This is a genomic window from Marinospirillum sp. (genome assembly GCF_035271045.1).
Lineage (GTDB): Bacteria > Pseudomonadota > Gammaproteobacteria > Pseudomonadales > Halomonadaceae > Marinospirillum.
The window spans coordinates 84,094-106,817 of the sequence record NZ_DATESC010000024.1 but is presented as its reverse complement, the minus strand read 5'-3'; the positions used below and the strand labels follow the sequence as shown (position 1 = coordinate 106,817).

At 41.6% G+C, this 22,724-nt stretch carries 23 protein-coding genes; 12 read left to right on the top strand and 11 right to left on the bottom strand.

What is annotated here, in order from left to right:
- The first annotated feature begins 162 nt into the window (after positions 1–162).
- Entirely contained in the window at positions 163–1,506 is a 1,344-nt protein-coding gene (gene rimO, locus VJY63_RS09820; RefSeq protein WP_324050394.1) for a 30S ribosomal protein S12 methylthiotransferase RimO, read from the top strand.
- A 4-nt stretch (positions 1,507–1,510) separates the two neighbouring features.
- On the opposite strand, the gene VJY63_RS09815 is transcribed toward rimO, so the two are convergent.
- A complete protein-coding gene (locus VJY63_RS09815; protein ID WP_324050392.1) occupies positions 1,511–2,137 on the bottom strand; it encodes a TetR/AcrR family transcriptional regulator in 627 nt (208 codons plus the stop codon).
- A 130-nt stretch (positions 2,138–2,267) separates the two neighbouring features.
- Between VJY63_RS09815 and VJY63_RS09810 the strand changes: the two genes are divergently transcribed.
- From VJY63_RS09810 to yidD, 8 genes are all read left to right on the top strand, one after another.
- Entirely contained in the window at positions 2,268–3,077 is an 810-nt protein-coding gene (locus VJY63_RS09810; RefSeq protein WP_324050390.1) for a DUF599 domain-containing protein, read from the top strand.
- A gap of 66 nt (positions 3,078–3,143) precedes the next feature.
- Positions 3,144–4,001, top strand: coding sequence for an ATP-dependent zinc protease (locus VJY63_RS09805; protein ID WP_324050388.1), 858 nt, complete (start codon positions 3,144–3,146; stop codon positions 3,999–4,001).
- The gene (locus VJY63_RS09800) at positions 4,002–5,540 is read left to right on the top strand and encodes a UUP1 family membrane protein (protein ID WP_324050385.1); all 1,539 of its coding nucleotides are present in this window, start codon (positions 4,002–4,004) and stop codon (positions 5,538–5,540) included. It begins immediately after the preceding gene.
- 4 nt (positions 5,541–5,544) lie between these two features.
- The gene (locus tag VJY63_RS09795; RefSeq protein ID WP_324050383.1) at positions 5,545–6,615 is read left to right on the top strand and encodes an alpha-L-glutamate ligase-like protein; all 1,071 of its coding nucleotides are present in this window, start codon (positions 5,545–5,547) and stop codon (positions 6,613–6,615) included.
- A 26-nt stretch (positions 6,616–6,641) separates the two neighbouring features.
- Entirely contained in the window at positions 6,642–7,112 is a 471-nt protein-coding gene (locus tag VJY63_RS09790) for a transcriptional repressor (RefSeq protein ID WP_324050381.1), read from the top strand.
- Complete coding sequence (locus VJY63_RS09785) at positions 7,105–8,439, top strand: dihydroorotase (protein WP_324050379.1); 1,335 nt, start codon at positions 7,105–7,107, stop codon at positions 8,437–8,439. The genes VJY63_RS09790 and VJY63_RS09785 overlap by 8 nt, the downstream gene beginning before the upstream one ends.
- A gap of 49 nt (positions 8,440–8,488) precedes the next feature.
- Positions 8,489–8,947 carry a phosphoribosyl-AMP cyclohydrolase gene (gene hisI, locus VJY63_RS09780; RefSeq protein ID WP_324050377.1) on the top strand — a complete coding sequence of 153 codons (459 nt, stop codon included), beginning with the start codon at positions 8,489–8,491 and terminating at the stop codon, positions 8,945–8,947.
- 6 nt (positions 8,948–8,953) lie between these two features.
- On the top strand, positions 8,954–9,241 hold the full coding sequence (gene yidD, locus VJY63_RS09775; protein ID WP_349254594.1) for a membrane protein insertion efficiency factor YidD: 288 nt from the start codon (positions 8,954–8,956) through the stop codon (positions 9,239–9,241).
- On the opposite strand, the gene VJY63_RS09770 is transcribed toward yidD, so the two are convergent.
- The 4 genes from VJY63_RS09770 to VJY63_RS09755 form a co-directional block, all read right to left on the bottom strand.
- Entirely contained in the window at positions 9,238–9,651 is a 414-nt protein-coding gene (locus VJY63_RS09770) for a SufE family protein (RefSeq protein ID WP_324050374.1), read from the bottom strand. The genes yidD and VJY63_RS09770 overlap by 4 nt on opposite strands.
- Before the next feature lie 58 nt (positions 9,652–9,709).
- On the bottom strand, positions 9,710–10,111 hold the full coding sequence (locus VJY63_RS09765; protein ID WP_324050372.1) for a hypothetical protein: 402 nt from the start codon (positions 10,109–10,111) through the stop codon (positions 9,710–9,712).
- Positions 10,112–10,146: 35 nt separating this feature from the next.
- Positions 10,147–10,632: a sn-glycerol-3-phosphate transporter gene (locus VJY63_RS09760; RefSeq protein WP_324050370.1), complete on the bottom strand. Its 486-nt coding sequence runs from the start codon at positions 10,630–10,632 to the stop codon at positions 10,147–10,149.
- Between the two features lie 97 nt (positions 10,633–10,729).
- Positions 10,730–11,950 (bottom strand): tyrosine-type recombinase/integrase, encoded by a 1,221-nt coding sequence (locus VJY63_RS09755; protein WP_324050368.1) that lies wholly within the window; start codon positions 11,948–11,950, stop codon positions 10,730–10,732.
- Positions 11,951–12,170: 220 nt separating this feature from the next.
- On the opposite strand from VJY63_RS09755, the gene VJY63_RS09750 reads away from it, so the two are divergent.
- A complete protein-coding gene (locus VJY63_RS09750; protein ID WP_324050366.1) occupies positions 12,171–13,151 on the top strand; it encodes a DNA-binding protein in 981 nt (326 codons plus the stop codon).
- Positions 13,152–13,159: 8 nt separating this feature from the next.
- Here the strand turns inward: VJY63_RS09750 and VJY63_RS09745 are convergent, their stop codons facing one another.
- The 4 genes from VJY63_RS09745 to nfuA form a co-directional block, all read right to left on the bottom strand.
- A complete protein-coding gene (locus tag VJY63_RS09745; RefSeq protein ID WP_324050364.1) occupies positions 13,160–13,753 on the bottom strand; it encodes a hypothetical protein in 594 nt (197 codons plus the stop codon).
- A 127-nt stretch (positions 13,754–13,880) separates the two neighbouring features.
- Entirely contained in the window at positions 13,881–14,663 is a 783-nt protein-coding gene (locus tag VJY63_RS09740; RefSeq protein WP_324050363.1) for a TAXI family TRAP transporter solute-binding subunit, read from the bottom strand.
- Positions 14,635–14,874 carry a TAXI family TRAP transporter solute-binding subunit gene (locus VJY63_RS09735; protein WP_324050361.1) on the bottom strand — a complete coding sequence of 80 codons (240 nt, stop codon included), beginning with the start codon at positions 14,872–14,874 and terminating at the stop codon, positions 14,635–14,637. The genes VJY63_RS09740 and VJY63_RS09735 overlap by 29 nt, the downstream gene beginning before the upstream one ends.
- 105 nt (positions 14,875–14,979) lie before the next feature.
- Positions 14,980–15,588 (bottom strand): Fe-S biogenesis protein NfuA, encoded by a 609-nt coding sequence (gene nfuA, locus VJY63_RS09730; protein ID WP_324050359.1) that lies wholly within the window; start codon positions 15,586–15,588, stop codon positions 14,980–14,982.
- A gap of 165 nt (positions 15,589–15,753) precedes the next feature.
- Here nfuA and metH point away from each other — a divergent pair, with 165 nt between their 5' ends.
- Both metH and VJY63_RS09720 read left to right on the top strand, forming a co-directional pair.
- Positions 15,754–19,464, top strand: a complete 3,711-nt coding sequence (metH, locus tag VJY63_RS09725; protein WP_324050357.1) for a methionine synthase — start codon at positions 15,754–15,756, stop codon at positions 19,462–19,464.
- A 29-nt stretch (positions 19,465–19,493) separates the two neighbouring features.
- Complete coding sequence (locus tag VJY63_RS09720; RefSeq protein ID WP_324050355.1) at positions 19,494–20,819, top strand: MATE family efflux transporter; 1,326 nt, start codon at positions 19,494–19,496, stop codon at positions 20,817–20,819.
- Between the two features lie 81 nt (positions 20,820–20,900).
- On the opposite strand, the gene VJY63_RS09715 is transcribed toward VJY63_RS09720, so the two are convergent.
- The gene (locus tag VJY63_RS09715; protein WP_324050353.1) at positions 20,901–21,701 is read right to left on the bottom strand and encodes a flagellar motor protein MotB; all 801 of its coding nucleotides are present in this window, start codon (positions 21,699–21,701) and stop codon (positions 20,901–20,903) included.
- A 6-nt stretch (positions 21,702–21,707) separates the two neighbouring features.
- Complete coding sequence (locus VJY63_RS09710) at positions 21,708–22,484, bottom strand: MotA/TolQ/ExbB proton channel family protein (protein ID WP_324050352.1); 777 nt, start codon at positions 22,482–22,484, stop codon at positions 21,708–21,710.
- Between the last annotated feature and the right edge of the window lie 240 nt (positions 22,485–22,724).

The following is a 22,724-nucleotide window of genomic DNA, read 5'->3' as shown; positions in this document are numbered from 1 at the left end:
CAAAAGATCGGTTCAACAAGGGCTAACAGAATAACAGACGGTGCAAGAAACGGTTAATAACACCAAGGTATGCATTCTTTTTTAAGCGATCAAATAGCACTGTTTTAGGTGGCTACAAACCGTTAGAATGCCGCATTAAATTCCACCAGAGTATATTTTTTTATGGCTTCAAGCACTCATCTAAGCACGGCCTCTCATAAAGTTGGCTTTGTTAGCCTAGGTTGCCCCAAGGCATTGGTTGATTCTGAGCGCATTCTTACCCAATTGCGTGGCGAAGGTTATGATTTAGTACCTAGCTATGAAGATGCTGACCTAGTGGTTGTCAATACCTGTGGTTTTATTGATGCAGCTAAGGCGGAGTCTTTAGAAGCCATTGGCGAAGCGATTAGTGAAAATGGTCGCGTTATTGTGACTGGCTGCATGGGTGTTGATGAAGCATTAATTCGTGATTTGCACCCGCAAGTATTGGCCGTTACTGGCCCGCAGCAGTATGAACAGGTAGTCAAGGCTGTGCATCAGTATTTGCCGCCTAAAATCGACCATGACCCTTACATTGACTTATTACCGCCGCAAGGGATTAAGTTAACGCCTCGCCATTATTCTTATTTAAAAATTTCAGAAGGCTGCAACCACCGCTGTAGTTTTTGTATTATTCCTTCATTGCGTGGCGATTTAGTTTCTCGCCCCATTGGGGATGTATTAAGTGAAGCCGAGCGCTTGGTTAGTGCTGGCGTACAAGAGCTGCTAGTCGTATCACAAGATACCAGCGCTTATGGCTTAGATTTAAAATACCGTACTGGTTTTTGGCAAGGTCGCCCCATTAAAACGCGCATGAAAGAGTTGTGCGAAGAGTTGGGTCAATTAGGTAGCTGGGTGCGTATGCACTACGTTTACCCTTATCCACACGTTGACGACATTATGCCGTTAATGGCAGAAAACAAAATTTTGCCTTACTTAGATATTCCTTTTCAACACGCGCACCCCGATGTATTGCGTGCCATGAAGCGTCCTGCAGCTAGCGAAAAAACCTTAAAACGCATTCAATCTTGGCGTGAAGTTTGTCCAGACATAACCCTACGCTCCACGTTCATTGTGGGTTTTCCGGGTGAAACCGAAGCACAATTTGAATATCTACTCGATTTTTTGGATGAAGCACAACTAGATAGAGTGGGCTGCTTTACCTATTCGCCCGTTGACGGTGCCAGCGCTAATCAGCTTCCTAATCCAGTAGCTGAAGAGATTAAAGAAGAACGCTTAGCCCGTTTTATGGAAAAACAAGCGCAAATCAGTGCTGCTAAACTGCAACAAAAAATAGGTAAGACCTTAGAAGTGTTAGTGGATGAAGTGGGTGATGATGGCGCTGCTGCACGTACCCAAGCCGATGCACCTGAGATTGATGGTCAAATATTCTTGCTAGGCGCTTCTCACTTAAAACCGGGGCAGCGTTTACAAGTAAAAGTCACCGATGCAGACGAACATGACTTATGGGGTAAGCCTGTTCAGTAGTTAATTAAGTTGGGCGGTAAAGAATTAAGAATTTTTCGATACAGTAGTCAATGTGCTGCTGTATCGCTTCTTTGCTGGGTGTTTCGCCGGTCATAATAAATTTAGGGCGAAAGTAAGCATTAAGTGCGCCTTGGAAAAATAAAGCGGCTTGTTCTGGATCATCAATCGTCAGGTTGCCTGCTTGGTTTTGCAAGGTTAAAAAACCAACTAAAAGTAAACGGTCTTTTTCTAGCCCTGCGGCAAAAAACATTTCACCTAAATTTGGAAAGCGAATGGCTTCAGAAATCATCATCCGAAACATGGCGGTACTTTCTGCTGAAACAAGGTCTGCTAATTTATTTTGGGCGTATTTTTTTAAAATATCTTCAACGTTTTCACTTTTAATGACATTGGAGCGCATCGTGGCGTTGTTATGGCAATCGCACTTTTGGTCAACCACCGCTATAAACAATGCATCCTTGTTACCAAAGTAATTATAAAGCGTTTGCTTGGCAACACCCGCTTTGCTAGAAATGGTTTCCATGCTGGTGTTTTGATAGCCATTTTCTAGAAAAGACTCAGAAGCAGCATTAATAATTACTTGGCGCTTATCGTTTTTGACCGGTTGTTGGGTAGTTTTAAGACTATTCACGGAAGTTTTCCATACAGGATCAATGGGAAGAATTGGAAAAAGTTAAGCTAAGTATAACAAAATATACGCTATTGCTCATAATAACATATTAAGCGCAAGTTATTTTTACCAAAAAATTAAGGAGTTTGCTTTGCCTATAAGTCTTTTAAATGCCTTTAGCTGCTTGGATTGGTTAGCTATAGGCTGTTTTTTTATGTGTTGGGCTTGGTACTATTATTATTGCCGTTTACGTTTAAGAACTAAGCGTTGTTTAGCCGCAACGATGCACAGCTACCGCTATGATTGGATGAAGCGTATGGTTGATCGAGAAGTACGCATTGCTGATGCAACCATTATGACCCACCTAGAACGTAACGGGGCTTTTTTTGCATCCAGTTCATTACTGATTTTGGCGGCTTTATTTAGCTTATTAGGCGCAACAGAAAAAGTTTTAGCTATTATGACCGCGCTACCTTTTGCAATGTTAGCACCCACCGAGTTAGGCATAGAAATTAAGTTATTGCTGCTGATTAGTATTTTTATCTATGCTTTTTTTACCTTTAGCTGGTCGATGCGTCAGTACAATTTTTGTGCGATTTTAATTGCGAGTGCGCCCTTGCCTAGTGAAAAAAGCATTACTCCTGGGGCTAGAAGTGCCTTTGCTATTCAAGCGGCAAATGTTATCGACCTAGCCGCCAATCAATTTAATTATGGTCTAAGAGCCTATTATTTTGGTTTAGCATTATTGGGCTGGTTTTTACACCCGTTGGTATTGATTTTTTCAACTGTTGCTGTTGTTGCGGTGCTTTACCGTCGTGAGTTTCACTCTAAAACACTTAAAGCATTAGTTGCTGGGCGTGATCCCAATATAGTTTTTCGAGGTATCTTACAAGACCTTGAAAAGACTGAAGTTGGTGTGTCGTCTTTGCAAGACACTGCAACCAATGATAGAAAACCCTAGAATCCTTAGCATTAATGTTTAACCACTTTTAATTACACCCATTTAATCACGCTAAGGTTTTTATTGATGACTAGCAGCAAACTAATTACGTCCCGACTTTTAGTCATTAGTATTTTTGTGGTGCTTGTTACTGGTTGCCAGTTACTACCCGCACAAAAAGATAACCTACCACCCGCCGTAACTAAAGAAGAGTTACAACTGTCAAGTCAAACGCTGCAAAATAATTTTTGGCAAGGATTGGAAGCTTTAGAGCAGCGTCAATTAGCCAGCCACAAACAACAAGCGCAAGAAATACGTAACCTAAGAGCGCTGCTTAAAAAATATCAACAAGAAAACCTACTTTTTCAACGCCAGCACACCTTTCAAATTGAACAATTAGGTCACTTATTAGCACCTGACCAGAGTAATAGCACCGCACAAGGGTTAATCATTAACAAACCAATCACGGAGGTGGTGCAAAATGATGGCAAGCTGCTGTTAGGCGAATATGAGTGGGTGTTGTTGCCAATACAACAGCTAGTTTTACCTGCAAGAATTGATTCTGGTGCAAACACTTCTTCTTTACACGCCATTCATCTGCAGCAGTTTGAGCGTGATGGCAAAACTTGGGTAAGGTTTGAAACCCATTATCAGCCAGAAAACAATCAACCAGCATTTGAAGCGATTATTGAAGCACCTTTGGTGCGTAAGGTGAATATTATTCAAGCAACAGGCTCAGAAAATCGTCCTGTCATTACGTTACCGATACAGCTAGGCGCTTTAACACAACCCGTTGAATTTACTTTAACGGATCGTAGTAATTTAACCTTCCCTATATTACTTGGGCGGCGTTTTTTTATGGACATTGCTGTGATTGATGTTAGTCAAACTTATATTCAGGGCAAGCCAGAGATTATTAACAATGCACCTGCTGAGGCTGAATAAATGAATAAAAGTCGCTCTGCCTTACTTTGGACAGCGCTCATTCTTATTATGTTAGGCAGCTTACACACAGCTTGGCGGCATTTTGTGCATCAAGTGCCTTTGCTGCCAGGTAGCCAACAAACCTATTGGGATTTAGAAGCACGGGTTGAAATGGAGGCTCAAGGTAAGCCGATTAAAGTACGTTTAGCCATTCCACAAAGCCAGCCAAGTTTTTTAATGCGTTCAGAACACACAGCTTCACCAGGGTTTGGCGTAAGTCTTACTGAAGGTAATCAGCGCTATGCCGAATGGAGTATTCGTACGGCGGCTGGAACACAATGGCTTTATTACCGTACTCAATTTCAATTTGATCCTAAACAACACATTGCAGCAGTTGACCATGCACCCGCTTTAGTCAGCAGCACCTGGTCTTTGCCTTTACAAGCGGCTGCAGCACAAATTTTAAGGCGTTCATGGCAAGAGTCAGCAGATGCATTTAGCTTAGCAAAAGCTTTGGTAGAGCAATTAACCAATGAAAAAAACCAAAATGGGCGTTTATTGCTCAGTGAAATGACTGCTGCTGAAGCCATGGTTAATCTGTTAAATGATGCTAAAACACCGGCTAGAATACTGTATGGCATTCAACTAGAAGATGGGCGACGTAGGCAAGGCTTGCAGCAGTTGGTGCAGGTATTTGATGGACAACGCTGGCAGTTATTTGCAGTCAACTCGGCTTTAAATATTAATATTACTGGCAAAAACTACCTATTATGGCAACAGCAAGCTGGACCTATTTTAGAAGTGGAAGGCGCACAGGAATCTAAAGTAACTTTTTCGATGCTTTCAACCCATGAACCTGCCAGCAGCAGTGTCAATGCTTTGGCGGTGAAAGATGCGCTGTTAAGCCTTTCAATTCACAGCTTACCAATTTCTGAACAAACCTTATTTAAAACCTTACTATTACTACCTTTAGGGGCTTTAGTGGTGGTGGTGTTAAGGGTTTTTGTCGGTTTGAAAACTTCAGGAACTTTTATGCCGTTGCTGATTGCTTTGGCGTTTTTAGAAATGTCCTTATCAGCAGGGTTGATTACCTTTTTGCTTTTAGTTGGTGCTGGATTGGTGCTGCGCCAGTTGCTAGCCCACCTTAATTTATTATTAGTGGCTAGGGTCGCTGCCGTTATTGTTTGCGTGATTGGCATGATTGCGCTGTTTGCGGTGGTGTCTTTTCATACAGGCATTACAACCGGCATGAAAGTAACGCTGTTTCCAATGATTATTTTGGCTTGGACGATTGAACGTATGTCGATTCTTTGGGAGGAAGATGGCCCAATGGAAGTGGTTAAGCAAGGCGGCGGCAGTTTAATAACCGCAACCTTGGCTTTCTTGTTGATGGATATTTACGAAGTTCGTTACTGGATGTTTAACTTTTTAGGTTTGCAGCTGGTAGTGCTGGCGCTGATTTTGATGGTGGGCAGTTACACCGGCTACCGTTTATTTGAACTTTGGCGCTTTAATCCGTTGGCTAATCAAGCCTTAGCCTCATCCAAAATAAAGGAGTAGATGAGTGTTAAATTGGCTGAAAAAACATTTTGTTAGCCCTAAACGTTTAAATGAATTGGGTGTTTTAGGCTTAAACGAACGCAACCTTGCCTGTATCAGCGCCCATAATCCGCGAAAAGGCTTTCCACTGGTCGATGATAAATTACAAACCAAACTGCTAGCACAAGATTATCAAATTGCCACACCCGCTTTATTAGGCGTAATTCGTCATCAAGCCGAAATTGCTAAGTTTGAACGCTATTTACCAGTACAGGATGGTTTTGTGATTAAACCAGCACAAGGCAGTGGTGGTAAGGGTATTTTGGTGATTCAGTCCGCTAAAGAGGGACGTTATTTAAAAGCTTCAGGGGAATGGGTTACGCAACAAACGGTGCAGCGCCATTTATCAAACCTTATTTCTGGGCTGTATAGTTTAGGTGGTCATCCAGACGTGGCACTTATTGAAAGCTTGATTCATAGCAGCAGCGATTTTGCTGATTTTACTTTTGAAGGTGTGCCAGATATTCGGGTTATTATTTATCATGGCTATCCGGTGATGGCGATGATGCGGCTGTCTACCCGCGACTCTGATGGCAAAGCTAACTTGCACCAAGGGGCGATTGGCGTTGGCATTGATTTAAAACTAGGCACCGCCATTCAAGCCGTGCAACATGATCGTCCCGTTTATTTGCACCCAGACACAGGTAGCGCGTTGCATAAGTTGCGAATTCAAAACTGGCAAAACCTTTTAGAACTTGCTGCACGTTGCTATGACATGACCGGCTTAGGTTATTTGGGTGCTGATTTGGTGGTGGATGCTGAATTAGGCCCGCTGCTTTTAGAGCTAAATGCGCGTCCTGGTTTAGCGATTCAAATGGCGAATGGCACTGGCTTAAAACCTAGACTACAAGCGATTGACCAGCATAGAGCCAAACTTAAAGGCCCTACTGAAAATTACCAAACAAGGGTCAATTTAGCGCAGCAGCTATTCACACAAAAACCATTATTCACACAAAAATCACCAATCCCCCCTTTTACTAATACGCAACAAGTTTGTTCTATTAAGCCTGCCAACGTAGAATGTAACAATCAGTAGCATTCATTCTTATAGAAGTTCATCAAATGAGCCAAGTACCTGAAGCATTAATGACCCAAGCCGATGCACTGTGTCAACGTGAGGGATTAAGGTTAACGCCCACCCGCCGCCGTGTTTTAGAAATGATCGTGCATAGTCCAGGTGGGGCTAAAGCGTATGACCTTTTAGATGCGTTAACCGCTGAAAATGCGTCTGCGCGTCCGCCAACGGTTTATCGTGCTATCGACTTTTTACTCAGTAATGGTTTAATTCATCGTATAGAATCATTAAATGCTTATGTGCGTTGCACCTGCCCTGAACACGCACAAGCTTACCAACTGCTGATTTGTCAAGTTTGCGGTAATGTGCAAGAACTGCATGAAGAATTTATAGATCAACGTTTGGAGGCAGCCGCCGCTAAACAAGGTTTTAGTGTTGAGAAAAAAACCATTGAAGTGCATGGTAGATGCCAAGATTGCCAGCCAGAAAAACACCTTATGGAGCCAGCCCATGTATGATTTACTCATTTTAAATGCGACTTTAGTTAACGAAGGTCGTTTGATGCAGGCGGATGTTGCAATCGCTAATCAACGCATTGCTGCCATTGCCTCGGATTTATCATCAGCACCAGCAAAACAAGTTATGGATGCAACAGGGCTGCATTTATTACCGGGCATGATTGACGACCAAGTACATTTTCGTGAGCCAGGTTTAACCCATAAAGGTGACATAGCTACAGAATCAGCCGCAGCGGTAGCTGGTGGTATTACTACTTACATGGAAATGCCTAACGTTGATCCGCTTACTATTAATGTGGCGGCTTTAGACGATAAATACCAACGTGCTGCAGGGCGTTCACACGCTAACTTTTCTTTTTACCTAGGCGCTAGCAATAACAATATCGAAGAAATTAAAAACCTTGATCCTCAAGCCGCTTGTGGTATTAAAGTATTTATGGGTGCTTCAACCGGCGATATGTTGGTGGATAACCCCGCTTCTTTGGATGCAATTTTTGAGCACGCTGCTATCTTGGTTGCTACGCATTGTGAAGACACGCCGCTGATTAGCGCTAATGAAGCTGCAGCGCGTGAGCAATACGGCGAAGATGTGCCTTTTTCTGAACACCCTAATATCCGTTCTGAAGAAGCCTGTTGGAAATCCTCGTCTTATGCGGTTGCACTGGCTAAAAAGCACAATACTCGCTTGCACGTTTTGCACATTACCACCGCCAAAGAATTAGAATTATTTGAGCCAGGTGCATTAAAAGGCAAGCGCATTACTGCTGAAGCTTGCGTGCATCACTTGTGGTTTAGCCAAGACGATTATGCACGTTTGGGCGCACAAATTAAGTGTAATCCAGCCGTTAAGCGTAAAGAAGACCGTGATGCTATTTTGCAAGCTGTTACCGAAGGGCGCATTGATGTGATTGCAACCGATCACGCGCCACATACTTGGGAGGAAAAGCAGCGCAGCTATTTTAAAGCACCGGCTGGCTTGCCGTTAGTGCAACACGCTTTACCCAGTTTATTGGATCATTACCATGCTGGGCGTTTATCGCTACAAACCCTTGTGCAAAAAGTTTGCCATAATCCGGCGGATGCTTTTGAAGTAAAAGATCGGGGGTATTTGCGCGAAGGTTATTTTGCTGATTTGGTATTGGTTGATTTACAAGCCACCAGCACCGTTACTAAAGAGTCGATTCTTTATAAATGTGGTTGGTCGCCCTTTGAAGGCCATACGTTTAACAGCCGCATAGTCACCACTTTAGTGAATGGTGGTTTTGCTTGGCATGAAGGTGAACTGGGTAAAAATGTACACGGGCAACGCATTACATTTGATCGTTAATTTAAAAAGCTAGAATGTTAATTTAAAAAGTTAGATAGGTAAATTGGTAATGGCATCAAGCAATGAGTTTTGGCTAGATTTAGAAAGTGCCCCAGTGGGTAGTCAGCGCGATTTTTCAAAAGCAATCGATCAACTGGTATTTAATGAACAAGGGCTAATTACCGCCATTGCCCAGCAGTTTGATACTGGTGAAGTGCTGATGCTGGCTTGGATGAACCGTGAGTCGTTGCTGATTTCACTACAAGAACAACGTGCTTGTTATTGGTCGCGCTCGCGTAATCGCTTATGGCGAAAGGGCGAAAGCTCTGGCCAAGTACAGTCGTTAAAAGGCTTACGGATTGATTGCGATGGCGATGCTTTATTGCTAGCAGTCGATCAACAAGGCCCCGCTTGCCATACTGGGCGCAAAAGCTGTTTTTATCTGGGTTTAAAAGGCTTAGATTTAAAAGAGGGGCAATTAGAAATACTGAATGCACCAGAAATTGACCCAACTAGTTTATATAAGTAACTGACTATGTTAATGCACTGGCTGTTAATGCCATTAAAAGGTTTAGGGTGGTTATTAAAAAAGCTATTGATTGGTTTATTACGTTTTTACCAATTATTTATTAGCCCATTAAAGCCGCCTAGCTGCCGTTTTTACCCAACCTGTTCTAGCTATGCGATAGAAGCAGTACAAATGCATGGTGCTTTAAAAGGTTCATGGTTAGCCATTAAACGCGTAGGAAAATGCCACCCTTTACACAAGGGTGGTGTTGATATGGTGCCTGAAAAGTGTTCTAAACCAGACTGCAATCATTAAGCTTTAACTGCGTTGGCAATGGCGAAAATACGTTCTAACATAGCGTGCAAACCATTACTGCGTGTGGGGCTTAGATGTTTATCAAGCCCTAAAGCTTTTAAAAAGTCGGGTGGTGTAGCAAGAATTTCTGCCGCTGTACGGCCATTGTAAATACGCATTAGCAGTGCAATTAAGCCTGAAACAATCGCCGCATCACTGATTGCAGCAAAAGAAATAATTTCACCATGTGCTTCTGGGTGTATCCAAACTTGTGATTGACAGCCCTCAATTTTATAGTCAGCTGACTTCCATTCTTCTGGGTATTCAGGTAAGGCTTTACCTAAATCAATAATGTATTGATAACGGTCCATCCAGTTATCAAAAAAATCAAACTCTTCTAACAATATTTGTTGCGCTTCTTTTGCTGACAAGGTTTAAATCTCCAATTTTGTTAAAGATTACTCAAGAAATTATTCAATAAGTATTCATTTAATTAGCATCTAATTGACGTACTTCCAGCCGTTCATTACTGGCAATGCGTACAATTTGCCCATCTTTAGTAATAAACCCCCTTTCTTGCAGGTCTTTTTTATACACTTGATAAGTGCCAATGTAATGATTACCCGCACTTGTTGAAGTGATGATTTGTACTTCTAATAAAGTGCGCTGATCTTTCCAGTCATAAACCATCCAAGCAATAGTCACTAGAATAATAACACCTAAAGCAACTGAAAAAATTAACTTGATCGGCGGTTTAACTTGATCGTATGGTGCAGGTAAGCAGCGATTTTTTTCTTGCTCAACAGTAGTATTATTTTTATTTTGCTGATTTCGCCATGAAAAATAAATAATGCCGCCAACGATTAAAGTGACTAGCAACTTACCTAGCATACTTACTCCTACTTAATAAACTCAAATGAACTGATTCAAATTTTAAGCCCAATGGTTATTATCATGGCATTAGCACCCAGTAAAATAGCTTCTGCTTGTGTGTTTTTAAATTTAACACCAACTGAAGGCAGTATAACAGGAGCAACGCCTAGATTATTAAAAGGGATTTTGTCACGATACTCACCTTTATAACCGTGAATAAAACCACCCGTTAACTTACTATAAAAAGGTGTGTTAGCAAAATCATACCGCTTACCAACATAAATATAATAAGAGCGCTGATCGAAAGAGTTAAGGAATGTAGCGCCACCCCAAAGGTAGCGATCTGCTCTATTACGTTCAATACCTATTAATTTTTGATTATTATTATGTTCCGGCTTAGGGTTAAAGTGCTTAGTTAAAATACTGGTTTGTAAATACCAATAAGATTCAGCAGAAGCAGATTCTAGCAATTTAGCGCTTAGCGTTAAAGGCAACGATAAAACAACTAGACATAAAAAAATACGCCCTGAAAGTTTCAATTTAGGTCTCCATTCCAGTAAGGCTAATAAATACAAGTATAGGTAAAATTTTTAGGCTGAATAGTGCCACAGATAAAACACATTGCAAATTATAGATTTATTTTTCTTTTACCCAAGGTGCTTGCCAGTTTTGTTTTTTATTTTGCGCTTGCCATACATCGTCTTCTTCATGTAAATAAATACGCGTAGTCGCTAAATTAGCGTGACGAGCATTGCGTGCTAAAAACCTTAATTCCACACCAGCATCAGCTTGATGAGTAATGGCTGTGTGTCGAAACCAATGTGTTGATGTTTTAGCTAAACGCTCAGCAATGTCTGGGTGAGTCGCAGCGCAAGCTTGGCTGGCTTCATCGGTTAAATCTTTCATGGTGCGATAAATCATATTGGGGCTGATGCCTTTAGTGCCTGATAAATTACGAATCACCGAACTAAAATCATCGTTATCTGGCAAAGCCGATAAATTTAACGTTTCACGGTAACGCATTAACGCATTGATTAACGCTTCGTTGACCGGAATTTCAGCGTATTTTTTACCCTTACCTTCCACCGCCCACCACCAGTTACCACGGCGTTGAAAAAAATCATTCATTTTCGCCTGTGCCACTTCATGCACACGCGGCGCTAATAAATATAAAAATGCCAACAGCAGTCGCCAACGTTCTAGCTGTTTTTGGCGCTGTACATTATCTGCTTCTTGTTGCTGTAAATAATCCACCAAAACTTGCCAGCTAGCTTGGTCTAAATGGCGTTCCCGTACATTGCGTGAATCTTGGCGAGCATCTTTTTGTCGCAATAAAGCTAAAGGGTTACCTGCTAAATAATTGGCTGAGTGCAGGTATTGAAATAAACCTTTTAAAATTCTAAGTGCGTGCTGTTGACTGGCTTTACCTAATTTACCTTGAAACGGTCGCCATTTTGATGAATGACGCGGCGTTCGACCATTTCCACACCAGCGCGAAGTGGGTTGTGGATCAGCTAAAAATAATTGATAAGCCGCTAAGTCTTGGCGATTAAGGCTGGAAAACGGCTTGCCTAATTCTAGCCAGCACCAGAGCAACAAGCGTTCTGCTTCTTTGCGATAGGCACGAAACGTTTGCGGCTGTTCTTGGTATTCCATTAACCAAGACTGAACTGCTTCTAAATCTGTGTTGGCGGCTAATTGGCAATACTGGTTAGCAGCAGGGCGGTTTTCACCAAAACTGCCATTAAGCGCATCGGGTAAATGCGGTAAAAATTCCAACGGCGCCATAGGTAGCACGAATTTTTCGTGTTTTTCATTTGGCGTATTTTTTAATCTTGAAATTTCAAAACTGCACATTTTGCTGCTCTCTTATTCATTGCATTTTTATTTAGCGGGTTTTGTAATCATCTCACATTTACTCTATTCATGATAATAACGGTTATCATGAATAGATACCACCAAATGTATTTTATTTTACATATTACGTAAAATGTATTATTATGAATAAAATGCAGGGAGATTGAGAAAGCTAACATTCACGCTAAAAAATAATTTTTTAAAACTAAGGTATTACGAAATGGCCAGAGTAGGCATTCAATACGAAACGGTAGTTGAAGCAGTTTTACAGTTACAAAAACAGGGTGACAATCCCACTATTCAACGAATACGCGAATGGTTAGGCACAGGTAGTTTTACAACAATTAGTGAGCATTTACGGCAATGGCGTGAAAATCAGAAAAACAGTACGCCTTTACAGCAGGAAGGATTAGGCTTACCTGCTAACTTAATCAAGTTGACCCAAGAACTTTGGCAGCAAGCTTGTTTAGAAGCCGATGAAAAAATGCAGGTTTATCAACAACAAGCCGATGAAAAAATAAATCAAGCCATTGCTGAGCAACAAGCAGCGTTAGAAGCAGCGCAGCGCACTGAAGAAAGGAATCTATTGTTAGATAAGAAGAATAATGAACTACTAACTGACCTGAAACAGCAGGCAGCACAGGTTAGTCGCTTAGAAGCAGGCCTAGAAACTAGCCAAGAACACTTAAATAGCAGTAAAAATCAGTTAATTTCTTTAGAAAAAATCGCTCTAGCGCAAGAAGTAGCAAAAAATCAGCAGATAGTGGCGCTAGAAGAGAAATTAGAGCAGCAAAAAGAACAGCAGAAAATTGCGCTCACGCATGAACAGCAGCGTAATGAAGAAAACCAACTACGCTGGATGCAGGAAGTGGATTTAGCGCGTCAACAAACGCAAAGCTTAAAAGAAGTTTTACAACAAGAAACTAAGCAAGCTAAACAGCGCATTCAACAATTAGAAGAAAATTTAAATATTAGTCAACAGCAGACACAGCAACAGTTGTTAGAATTACAGCGTTTAAAAATTAAAGAAGAAAATTGGCTTAAACAACAACAGCAACTTGAAGGACAACAAGCAGCTTACTTAACTAAGTTGGAAGCTATGAAAATAGAACTGACCAATAAAGATCAAGAAGTTAGAAAATTAAAAGCAGCCGTTGCGACTGCTTCAAAAAACCGACCATCGCCATTAATTATGGTTTGATAAAGTGTTCATTCCTTTACTCCTTCTGACGTTAGCCACTGGTGTGATAAAAGCCGTTCTAAACTCGCACCACGGTGGGAAATAACGTCTGGAAAATACGCACCAAAATAGGTGTAAAACAAAAAAACAGCAGCAACGACCATTAAAGGTGGGCCTAAAGCACGGCGGGTGGCTTCTAACAGCAGCAACATACCGACACCAGAAAACACTAAATCGGTTGTATTAGGAATACCCGGGCGAGTGGCTAAAGCTTCATAAGCAAAAACCAAATACATAGCAGAAGCAACGCCCAGCAAAGCAAACAGCCAGTCGTGCCAAGGGATTTTATTTTGTGCTGATTTTTTAAAAGCCGGATAAGCTAAAAAAGCTAAAAAGATAGCAAAAGCTAAGTGTATGGGGCGCGCAAAAGAAGAACTCATTAAAGAAAAAGGTGAAGCATACCAAAGCTGAAAAAGTGACCAGCTTAAAGCCACCAGAAGAATAACCTTGCCACCTAAGTTTGCGGGTAAACGTGAACCACTTTCCGATTCAACCAACTTTGTTGCTTCATCAACTGAAGAGTCGTCAATGCTAATACGCTTACTGAGTTTATTTTCAGTCATGCAAATCACCTCTTGCAAGTTGGCTGTCTTGTTATTGACGACAAAAAAGCCAGCTAGTCCTGTTGCTGATTAGCTGGCTTTTTGAACCGGCTTAACGATTTAGCTTGCTAAAAATCGAATAAGTTGGCTATTTAAGCAGTCCAGCTTCACGGTAATACTTAGCTGCACCTGGGTGAAGTGGCGCAGAAATACCCGCGCTAACCATATCTTCTTTAGTTAAGTCTGCAAATGCAGGGTGTAAACGTGTGAAAGTATCGAAGTTATCAAATACGGCTTTAACTAGCTGATAAACCTGTTCATCAGAGGTTTGGGCACGAGTAACTAAAGTAGCAGCCACACCAAAAGTATGAGTATCTTTAGGATTACCGCTGTATTCACCACCTTTAATCACTGCACGGCGATAGTAAGGGTATTTTTTTAACAGCTCATCAACGTAAGTACCGCGCACATTGACAAGGTTGCTGCTACAACTACTAGACGCTTCTTTAATAGAACCACTTGGGTGACCAACCACATAAATCATTGCATCAATGCGGTTATCACAAAGGGCACTGGACATTTCTGCTGCACGTAAATCCGCCGCTAAAGAAAATACCCCCATATCTTGCCCACGTAATTCTAAAAGCTGTTCCATCGTGGCACGCTGACCAGAACCTGGATTACCCACATTAACGCGCTTACCTTGCAAATCATCAAATTCTTTAGCTTTAGCATCAGCACGCGCAACAACGGTAAAGGCTTCAGGGTGAAGAGAGAAAACTGCACGTAGGTCTTTATAAGCACCGGCGTTTTCAAACTGACCTTTGCCACGGTGTGCGTTGTATTGAACATCCGATTGAGCAATACCAAAGTCGAGTTCACCAGCACGAATGGTGTTGACGTTATAGGCAGACCCCCCCCGTACTTTCAACGGAGCAACGAATACCGTGTTCTTTACGACTGCGATTAACTAAACGGCAAATAGCACCGCCCGTTGGATAATAAACACCCGTAACGCCACCCGTGCCTAAAGTAATAAAACTTTGTTCTGCGGCTATGGCTGAACTACTAACGGCTAATGCGCCTAAACCTAAACCCGCTGTAACAATCGCTGTTGACAGTGTTTTTCTTAGCATATTCATACGTTTTTGATTCTCCCAAGCCGCTTTATTTGTTTGGATCTAAACTATGAATTTATGCAGTTAGTACACGAGTGTCAAATACTAATCCTTTTATTTATTCAGCCATTATTTATAATAAGCGTTTTTAGTGACCGTATGGTCGGTTACATCACGAATGCCACGCAGTGCTGGTAAACGCTCTAATAAGGTTTTTTCAACGCCATCTTTTAAGGTTAAATCCACAGCAGAACAACCCTGACAACCACCACCAAACTGTAATACAGCAAAGTTATCTTCTGTTAACTCTATTAGCTTAATTTCACCACCGTGTGCGGCCAAACCTGGATTGATATCACTGTATAAAATGTAGTTAATTTGGTCGGCCAATGGGCTGTCTGCACTCACTTTAGGCATTTTAGCATTCGGCGCTTTAATGGTAAGCTGGCCGCCCATGCGATCGGGGTTAAAATCCACAACGGCTTCATCTAAAAATGCTAAGCTGTTTTTTTCTAAATAAACTTTAATTTTTTCTAACTGCAACAGCACATCGGTGGGCTCTTCTTCACCGGGTCGGCTGTAAGCTAAACAAGTTTCTGCATAAGGCGTACCCGGTTGGGTGATGAAAACTCTGACAGACATACCTTCAACCGCTTGCTTAGAAAGTAGCTCAGCCAAGTAGTTTTCGGCAGTTTCGGTGATTTTTAAAGGATTGCTGATTACTTCTGACTCGCTCATCGGTTTTACTTCCTTTTTAGGTATAAGACTTAATTTATGAGCATCTTATGATAAATCGAGTCTAAAAAACAATACCCTAGTATTTTGATAGGTCTTTTTATCTAAACGCCCTTAGTGCTTTTTGTTACACTAGCGCAAAATATTATTTCGGAGTTAGCACCCCAAATGAACAGTCCTGTCAATGCCAATCAAACACGTATCGCCGCCCTTAGAAAACACCTAGAAGAACGCATTGTTATTCTGGATGGCGGCATGGGAACACTGATACAAAACCAAAAGTTGTCTGAAGAAGACTTTAGAGGCGAGCGCTTTGTTGATTGGTCTAGTGATGTTAAAGGCAATAATGACCTTTTAGTGCTGTCTCAACCGGATTTAATTCGTCGTTTACACGGGGAGTATTTTGCTGCCGGTGCAGACATTGTTGAAACCAATACGTTTAACTCAACGCGCGTTTCACAAGCTGACTATGGTATGCAAGATTATTCGGCAGACATTAACGAAGCGGGTGCGCGTTTAGCACGCCAAGCTGCCGATGAGTATTCTACACCAGAAAAACCTCGCTATGTTGCCGGTGTTCTAGGCCCGACTAGTCGCACTGCGTCTATTTCTCCCGATGTAAACGATGCAAGCTTTCGCAACGTTACTTTTGATGCTCTGGTCGAAAACTACATAGAATCGACTGAAGCTTTGATTCGTGGTGGTGCCGATTTAATTATGATCGAAACCATTTTTGATACCTTAAACGCTAAAGCCGCTATTTTTGCCGTTCAAGCGGTCTTTGCTAAGCAAGGTTATGAGCTGCCGATAATGATTTCCGGCACCATCACTGATGCTTCTGGCCGTACCCTTTCCGGTCAAACTACTGAAGCTTTTTGGAACAGTATTCGCCATGCTCGCCCTATTTCTGTGGGGCTTAACTGTGCCTTGGGCGCTGAAGATTTACGCCCTTACATCGAAGAATTGTCACGTATCGCCGACACTTTTGTTTCTGCTCACCCCAACGCAGGTTTGCCCAACGCGTTTGGTGAATACGATCAAACGCCAAAAGAAATGGCAGAAATTTTGGTGGAGTTTGCTCAAGCCGGTTTAATGAACATTATTGGTGGTTGCTGTGGTTCTACACCTGAACATATAAGACAAATTGCTGCAGCGGTTGCAAAAATATCACCACGCCAAGTGCCTATTATTGCTCCTGCTTGCCGTTTGTCGGGTTTAGAACCGTTTAATATCACCGCTGACTCTTTATTTGTAAACATTGGTGAAAGAACCAACATTACTGGTTCAGCACGCTTTAAAAAGCTAATCATTGCTGAAGATTACAACACGGCTTTGGAAGTTGCCTTAGAACAGGTAGAAAATGGCGCTCAGGTTATTGATATCAACATGGATGAAGGTATGCTGGATTCTGAAGCCGCTATGGTTAAATTCCTTAACCTGATTGCCGGTGAGCCTGATATTGCCCGTGTACCAATAATGTTGGACTCTTCTAAATGGTCGATTTTAGAAGCTGGTTTAAAATGCGTGCAAGGCAAGCCTATTGTTAATTCTATTTCAATGAAAGAAGGTGAAGAAGCCTTTCGCAAACAAGCCATACTGTGCAAGCGTTATGGTGCTGCCATTATTGTGATGGCGTTTGATGAAGTGGGTCAAGCCGATACGTTTGAGCGTAAAACTGAAATTTGTGCAAGGGCTTACCGTTTACTCGTTGATGACATTGGCTTTCCTGCTGAAGACATTATTTTTGACCCCAACGTATTTGCCATAGCTACAGGTATAGAAGAACACAATAACTACGGTGTCGATTTTATTCAGGCAACCGAGTGGATTCATAATAACCTACCTCACGCCATGATTTCTGGTGGTGTTTCTAACGTTTCTTTCTCTTTTCGTGGTAACAACCCCGTTCGTGAAGCCATTCATTCCGTGTTTTTATACCATGCCATTAAAGTAGGTATGAGTATGGGTATCGTCAATGCAGGTCAGCTAGCCCTTTATGACGATTTACCCAGCGAACTGCGTGATGCTGTTGAAGATGTGGTGCTTAATCGCCGCGATGATGGTACTGAGCGCCTGCTTGATTTAGCAGAAAAATACCGTGGAGATGGTTCTACTGCCGAGAAAAAAGAAGACTTAGAGTGGCGCAAACTGCCGGTTAACGAACGTATTTCTTACGCTTTGGTTAAAGGCATTACAGCTTTTATTGATGTGGACGTAGAAGAATCTCGCCAGCAGGCCGACCGACCTATTCATGTGATTGAAGGGCCGTTAATGGATGGCATGAACGTGGTGGGTGACTTATTTGGTGAAGGTAAGATGTTCTTACCCCAAGTGGTTAAGTCAGCGCGTGTAATGAAACAAGCGGTTGCCATTCTTATCCCCTACATTGAAGCTGAAAAATCGGGCGAAGTGCAAACCAAGGGCAAGATTTTAATGGCCACGGTTAAAGGCGATGTTCACGATATCGGCAAAAATATTGTTGGCGTGGTTTTGCAATGCAATAACTACGAAGTAATCGATATGGGTGTGATGGTGCCTGCCAGTAAAATTCTAGAAAAAGCCCGCGAAGAAAATGTTGATATTATTGGCTTGTCGGGGCTTATTACGCCTTCTTTAGATGAAATGGTTAATGTTGCCAAAGAAATGCAGCGTCAAGGTTTTACTATTCCTTTAATGATTGGTGGTGCAACGACGTCTAAAGCGCATACCGCTGTAAAAATAGACCCTCATTACGATCAGGCGGTAGTTTACGTTAGCGATGCTTCACGCTCTGTTGGCGTGGCAAGTAATTTACTGTCTGACGAGCATAAACCGGCGTTTATGGAAAATATTCGTGAAGAATATGAGCAGGTCAGAATTCGTCAAAGTAAACGTATCTTAAAAGGTGCATCGTGTGATTATGCCGAAGCACGCACCCGTAAGTTAAAACTAGATTTTGTTACTCACCCCCCCGTTGCACCTAAAACTTTGGGTGTGCAAACTTTTGTGAATTATCCCCTTGAAGAATTGGCTGAATTTATTGATTGGACACCTTTTTTTATTAGCTGGAATTTAGTGGGTAAATACCCTGCTATTTTTGAAGATAAGGTGGTAGGCAAAGAAGCGATTGAACTCTTTGCTGATGCACAATCCATGCTAAAAGCGATTATCAGCAAAAAACAAATTGAAGCTAGAGGCGTATTGGGTATTTGGCCTGCTAATAGTGTTGATGATGAAGTCCTTGAAGTTTATGCAGACGAAAGCCGCCAAAAAGTGATTAAACGCTTAACACACCTACGTCAACAAACGCCTGACAAACAAGGCTTTTGTAAGTCCTTAGCCGACTTTATAGCACCCAAAGATAGCGGTATTCCTGACTGGATCGGCGGTTTTGCGGTGACTTCTGGTATCGGTGTTGATGAGCTTGCCAAAATTTACGAAGGCAAGCTCGATGACTACAGCGCGATTATGCTGAAAGCCCTTGCCGACCGCCTAGCTGAAGCCTTTGCTGAATGCTTGCATCAACGCGTACGTAAAGAATTCTGGGGTTATGTCACCGATGAGCAGCTAGATAACACAGATTTAATTAAAGAAGCGTATCAAGGCATTCGCCCTGCACCTGGCTATCCAGCCTGCCCCGACCATACTGAAAAAGAAGGCTTATTTGAGCTTTTAAATGCTACTAAACATACCAGTCTATTTCTAACTGAAAGCTTTGCTATGTACCCAACCGCTGCAGTTTCTGGCTGGTATTTTGCTCACCCTAAAAGCAAATACTTTAATCTAGGTAAAATTACCCGTGACCAAGTAGAGTCAGCAGCCAAGCATAAAAATATGCCTGCAGATACGCTAGAACGTTGGTTGATGCCAGCACTTAGTTATGATCCTGACCAAGCTTAAATGCAATTAACTGCTTAGAAATACCCACTATGCATCAAATGCAACGTAGGAAAAAAATTCTGACTTTAGCGCTACCCATTATGGGTGGAATGCTAAGTCAGAGTTTATTAAACCTTGTTGATGCAGCTTTAGTGGGCAGTTTAGGCGAAACCGTATTAGCAGGGGTAGGCGTGGGTGGTTATGCTATTTTTATGCTATCAGCAATCATTGCGGGTTTTAGTTCTGGCGTACAATCTCAAGTAGCTCGCCATCAAGGTGCAAGGCAATACACCATTCGTGCTAGCCCTTTAAATGCCGCTATTCTTTTAGCTTTACTCATTACCTTACCGCTTAGTTTTTTTGGCTGGTTTAATGCTGGCAAACTGATTGCTTTAATAAACCCCACGCTTGAAGTACAGCAAGTGGCTAAAGATTACTTTCAATGGCGAGTTATTGCTTTATGGCCTATCGCTTTAACTCTTTGTTTTCGTGGCTACTGGCATGGGATTCAAAAAACAGGGATTTATTTTCAAATTATTGTTTTTACTCATACCTTAAATATTCTGTTAAGTATTTGGTTGATTCATGGTGGCTTAGGTATAGCGCCTTTAGGCGCTAGCGGTGCAGCTTTAGGCACTAGCATTTCTATTACTATTGGTTCACTTATTTGGAGTTGGTTAACTTGGCGCAATGCCTGTCCAAGTGGCTTTTTACTTAAATTACCTAACTTAAATCTTATTTGGAAAATGCTACGCCTTGTAGCACCTAACTCGTTGCAACAGTTTTTATTTGCGGTCAGTTATGCCGTTTTATTTTGGTTTTTAGGACAAATAAGCACAGCAAGTGTTGCCGTTGGTCATGTATTAGTGCATTTATCTTTGTTATTAATTTTACCCAGTGTAGGTCTGGGCATGACAGCAATGACGCTAGTTGGCAACAGTTTAGGCGAGAATAACCCAGAAGAAGCCTATCGCTGGGGTTGGGATAGTGTACATTTAGCCATGATTATTTTGATGGTTCTAAGCTTACCGCTATTGTTTTTTCCAGAAAAAATACTGGGTTTATTTTTACACCAATCCTATTTAGTTGCATTGGGTAAAACGCCTTTAATGCTGACTGGCGTTATGATTACCCTAGATGCAGCAGCCATTGTTTTTAATCAAGCTTTACAAGGCGCTGGCGCACAACGGCTAACCATGCAAGTTAGCCTTTTAATGCAGTGGCTAATATTTTTACCTGTAGCTTGGCTGTTTGGTATTTATTTTCAGTGGGGTTTATTAGGCATTTGGAGTGTACAATTAGCGTACCGGATTATTAATTCTTTAGTATTCATTAAAATTTGGCAGCAACGGGGCTGGCAAAAACTGGATATTTAGGCATGAAAATAGACCATAAAAAACCCTGCTATTCGGTTAAGAACAGCAGGTTTTATTTTCAATAACGAGTAATTACTAACTTTAACGGTAAGTTGGAATTTGTTGGATACCTTGAAAAACTTCACGCTCTTCAGTCAAATCACGCTCCATTAATAGAATTTCAACACGCCGATTACTAATTCTACCTTCTGGAGTTGCGTTAGAAACCAGTGGTCTAGCATCACCATTACCCACTACATAAAGGTACTCTTCGTTTAAATCGCTCATCCAAGTTAACTCATGTGCAACGGAGGTAGCCCGCGCAGAGGATAACTCCCAGTTAGAGCGGTAACGACTTGAATTAATAGGTACATTATCGGTATGTCCACCGACAATAACATACATCTCAAATTCAGAAATCAAATCACCCACACGCTGAATAATTGGCACCATTTGCGGTTCTAGCCAATCACTACCCGATCCAAAAGCAGCATCGTCTGGAAAGCGAATAATAATGTGATCTTCATCTTGTTCAACAATGATAAGCCCACGCTCAATTTCATCCACAAAGTTAGTTTGTAAACGATTTCCCAGCGTATCTAACTGATTTTCCATACCAGTATTTTCAGTTTTAGGCGGCTCAGGCTTTATTGGAGCGACGATATTTTCTGTGCGTGGCGGATTATCCACAGGTATTAAATTCAGTGGGTTCATATTTTGAAAACCAAAAGAATTTTGTAGTGCTGTGGCAACCGCTCTAAAACGCTCTTTTTCCATACTAGAAAAAGATAATATAAGGACAAAGAAAACCAGCAAAAGCGTCATCATATCAGCAAAAGTAACCATCCAAGGTGCTATGGGCGTTCCTTTGACTTCTTTTTTCTTTTTTTGCGGTAGACTCATAAATACTTACTCTATTTCTTCAGTCATATTCATCGCGCCACGCTGATACTCAGGTAGGTAAGTTTCAAGAAGCTCATCTAAAACTTGCGGGTTCATGCCGTTATAAATACCCATTACCGAGTCAACAATTAAAGCCATATTGTTTCTTAGCTGATCACTTTTCATTTCCAGCTTATCAGCTAAAGGAATAAAAATTAGCTGGGCTAAAACTGAACCATAAAGTGTGGTTATTAACGCAAGAGCCATACCTGGACCTAGTGCGCTTGGGTCATCTAGGTTGCTCAACATAGCGATAAGACCAACCAGCGTACCTATCATTCCAAATGCTGGTGCAAGATCACCAAAAGCACGGAAGACTTTTTCAGCGACTGACTTGCGCTCTATAGTAAGCAGCATTTCTTTTTGGAGTACTTCTTGAATAAACTCTGGCGCACTACCATCAACACACATTTGCACACCTTTTTTGAAAAAGGGATTGTCGATGGGCTCATCTTCTAAACCAAGTAGACCATTACGACGCGCAATGCGTGATAAGCGGTTAGCTAAAGCAATGATTTCACGTGGGTTATCACTACGATCAAAAAACGCCGTTACGATGCCTTCTTTGATACCCGTTAAATAACTTTGTACGCTAAATTTAATTAAAGCAGCAGCAAAGGTACCACCAATTACGATTAAGATACTCCCAATATCAAGGAATATACCTAACTCAGAGCTGGTGACGATTGCTAGAATAATGAGCGTAAAGCCCAGTACTAAGCCAAGAATTGTAGCAAGATCCATAGTGCGATCCTTCAGTGTTGGTTACATCGATTATTTTGCTTAACCCCAAGATGACCCTTTAGGTACAAGGCACAAGTGGCACTATAATAACAGTCCTACGCCATTTGAACAGCATTAGAAATAAGGCTTTTAGTGCTAAGAGTGTATTTTTATCTAAAAAGTGTTGTTATTTTTTTAAAATTAAAAATGCTTTAAATATACTTATTAATTGGTAATCAAAATCACTCACTAAAATGCTTA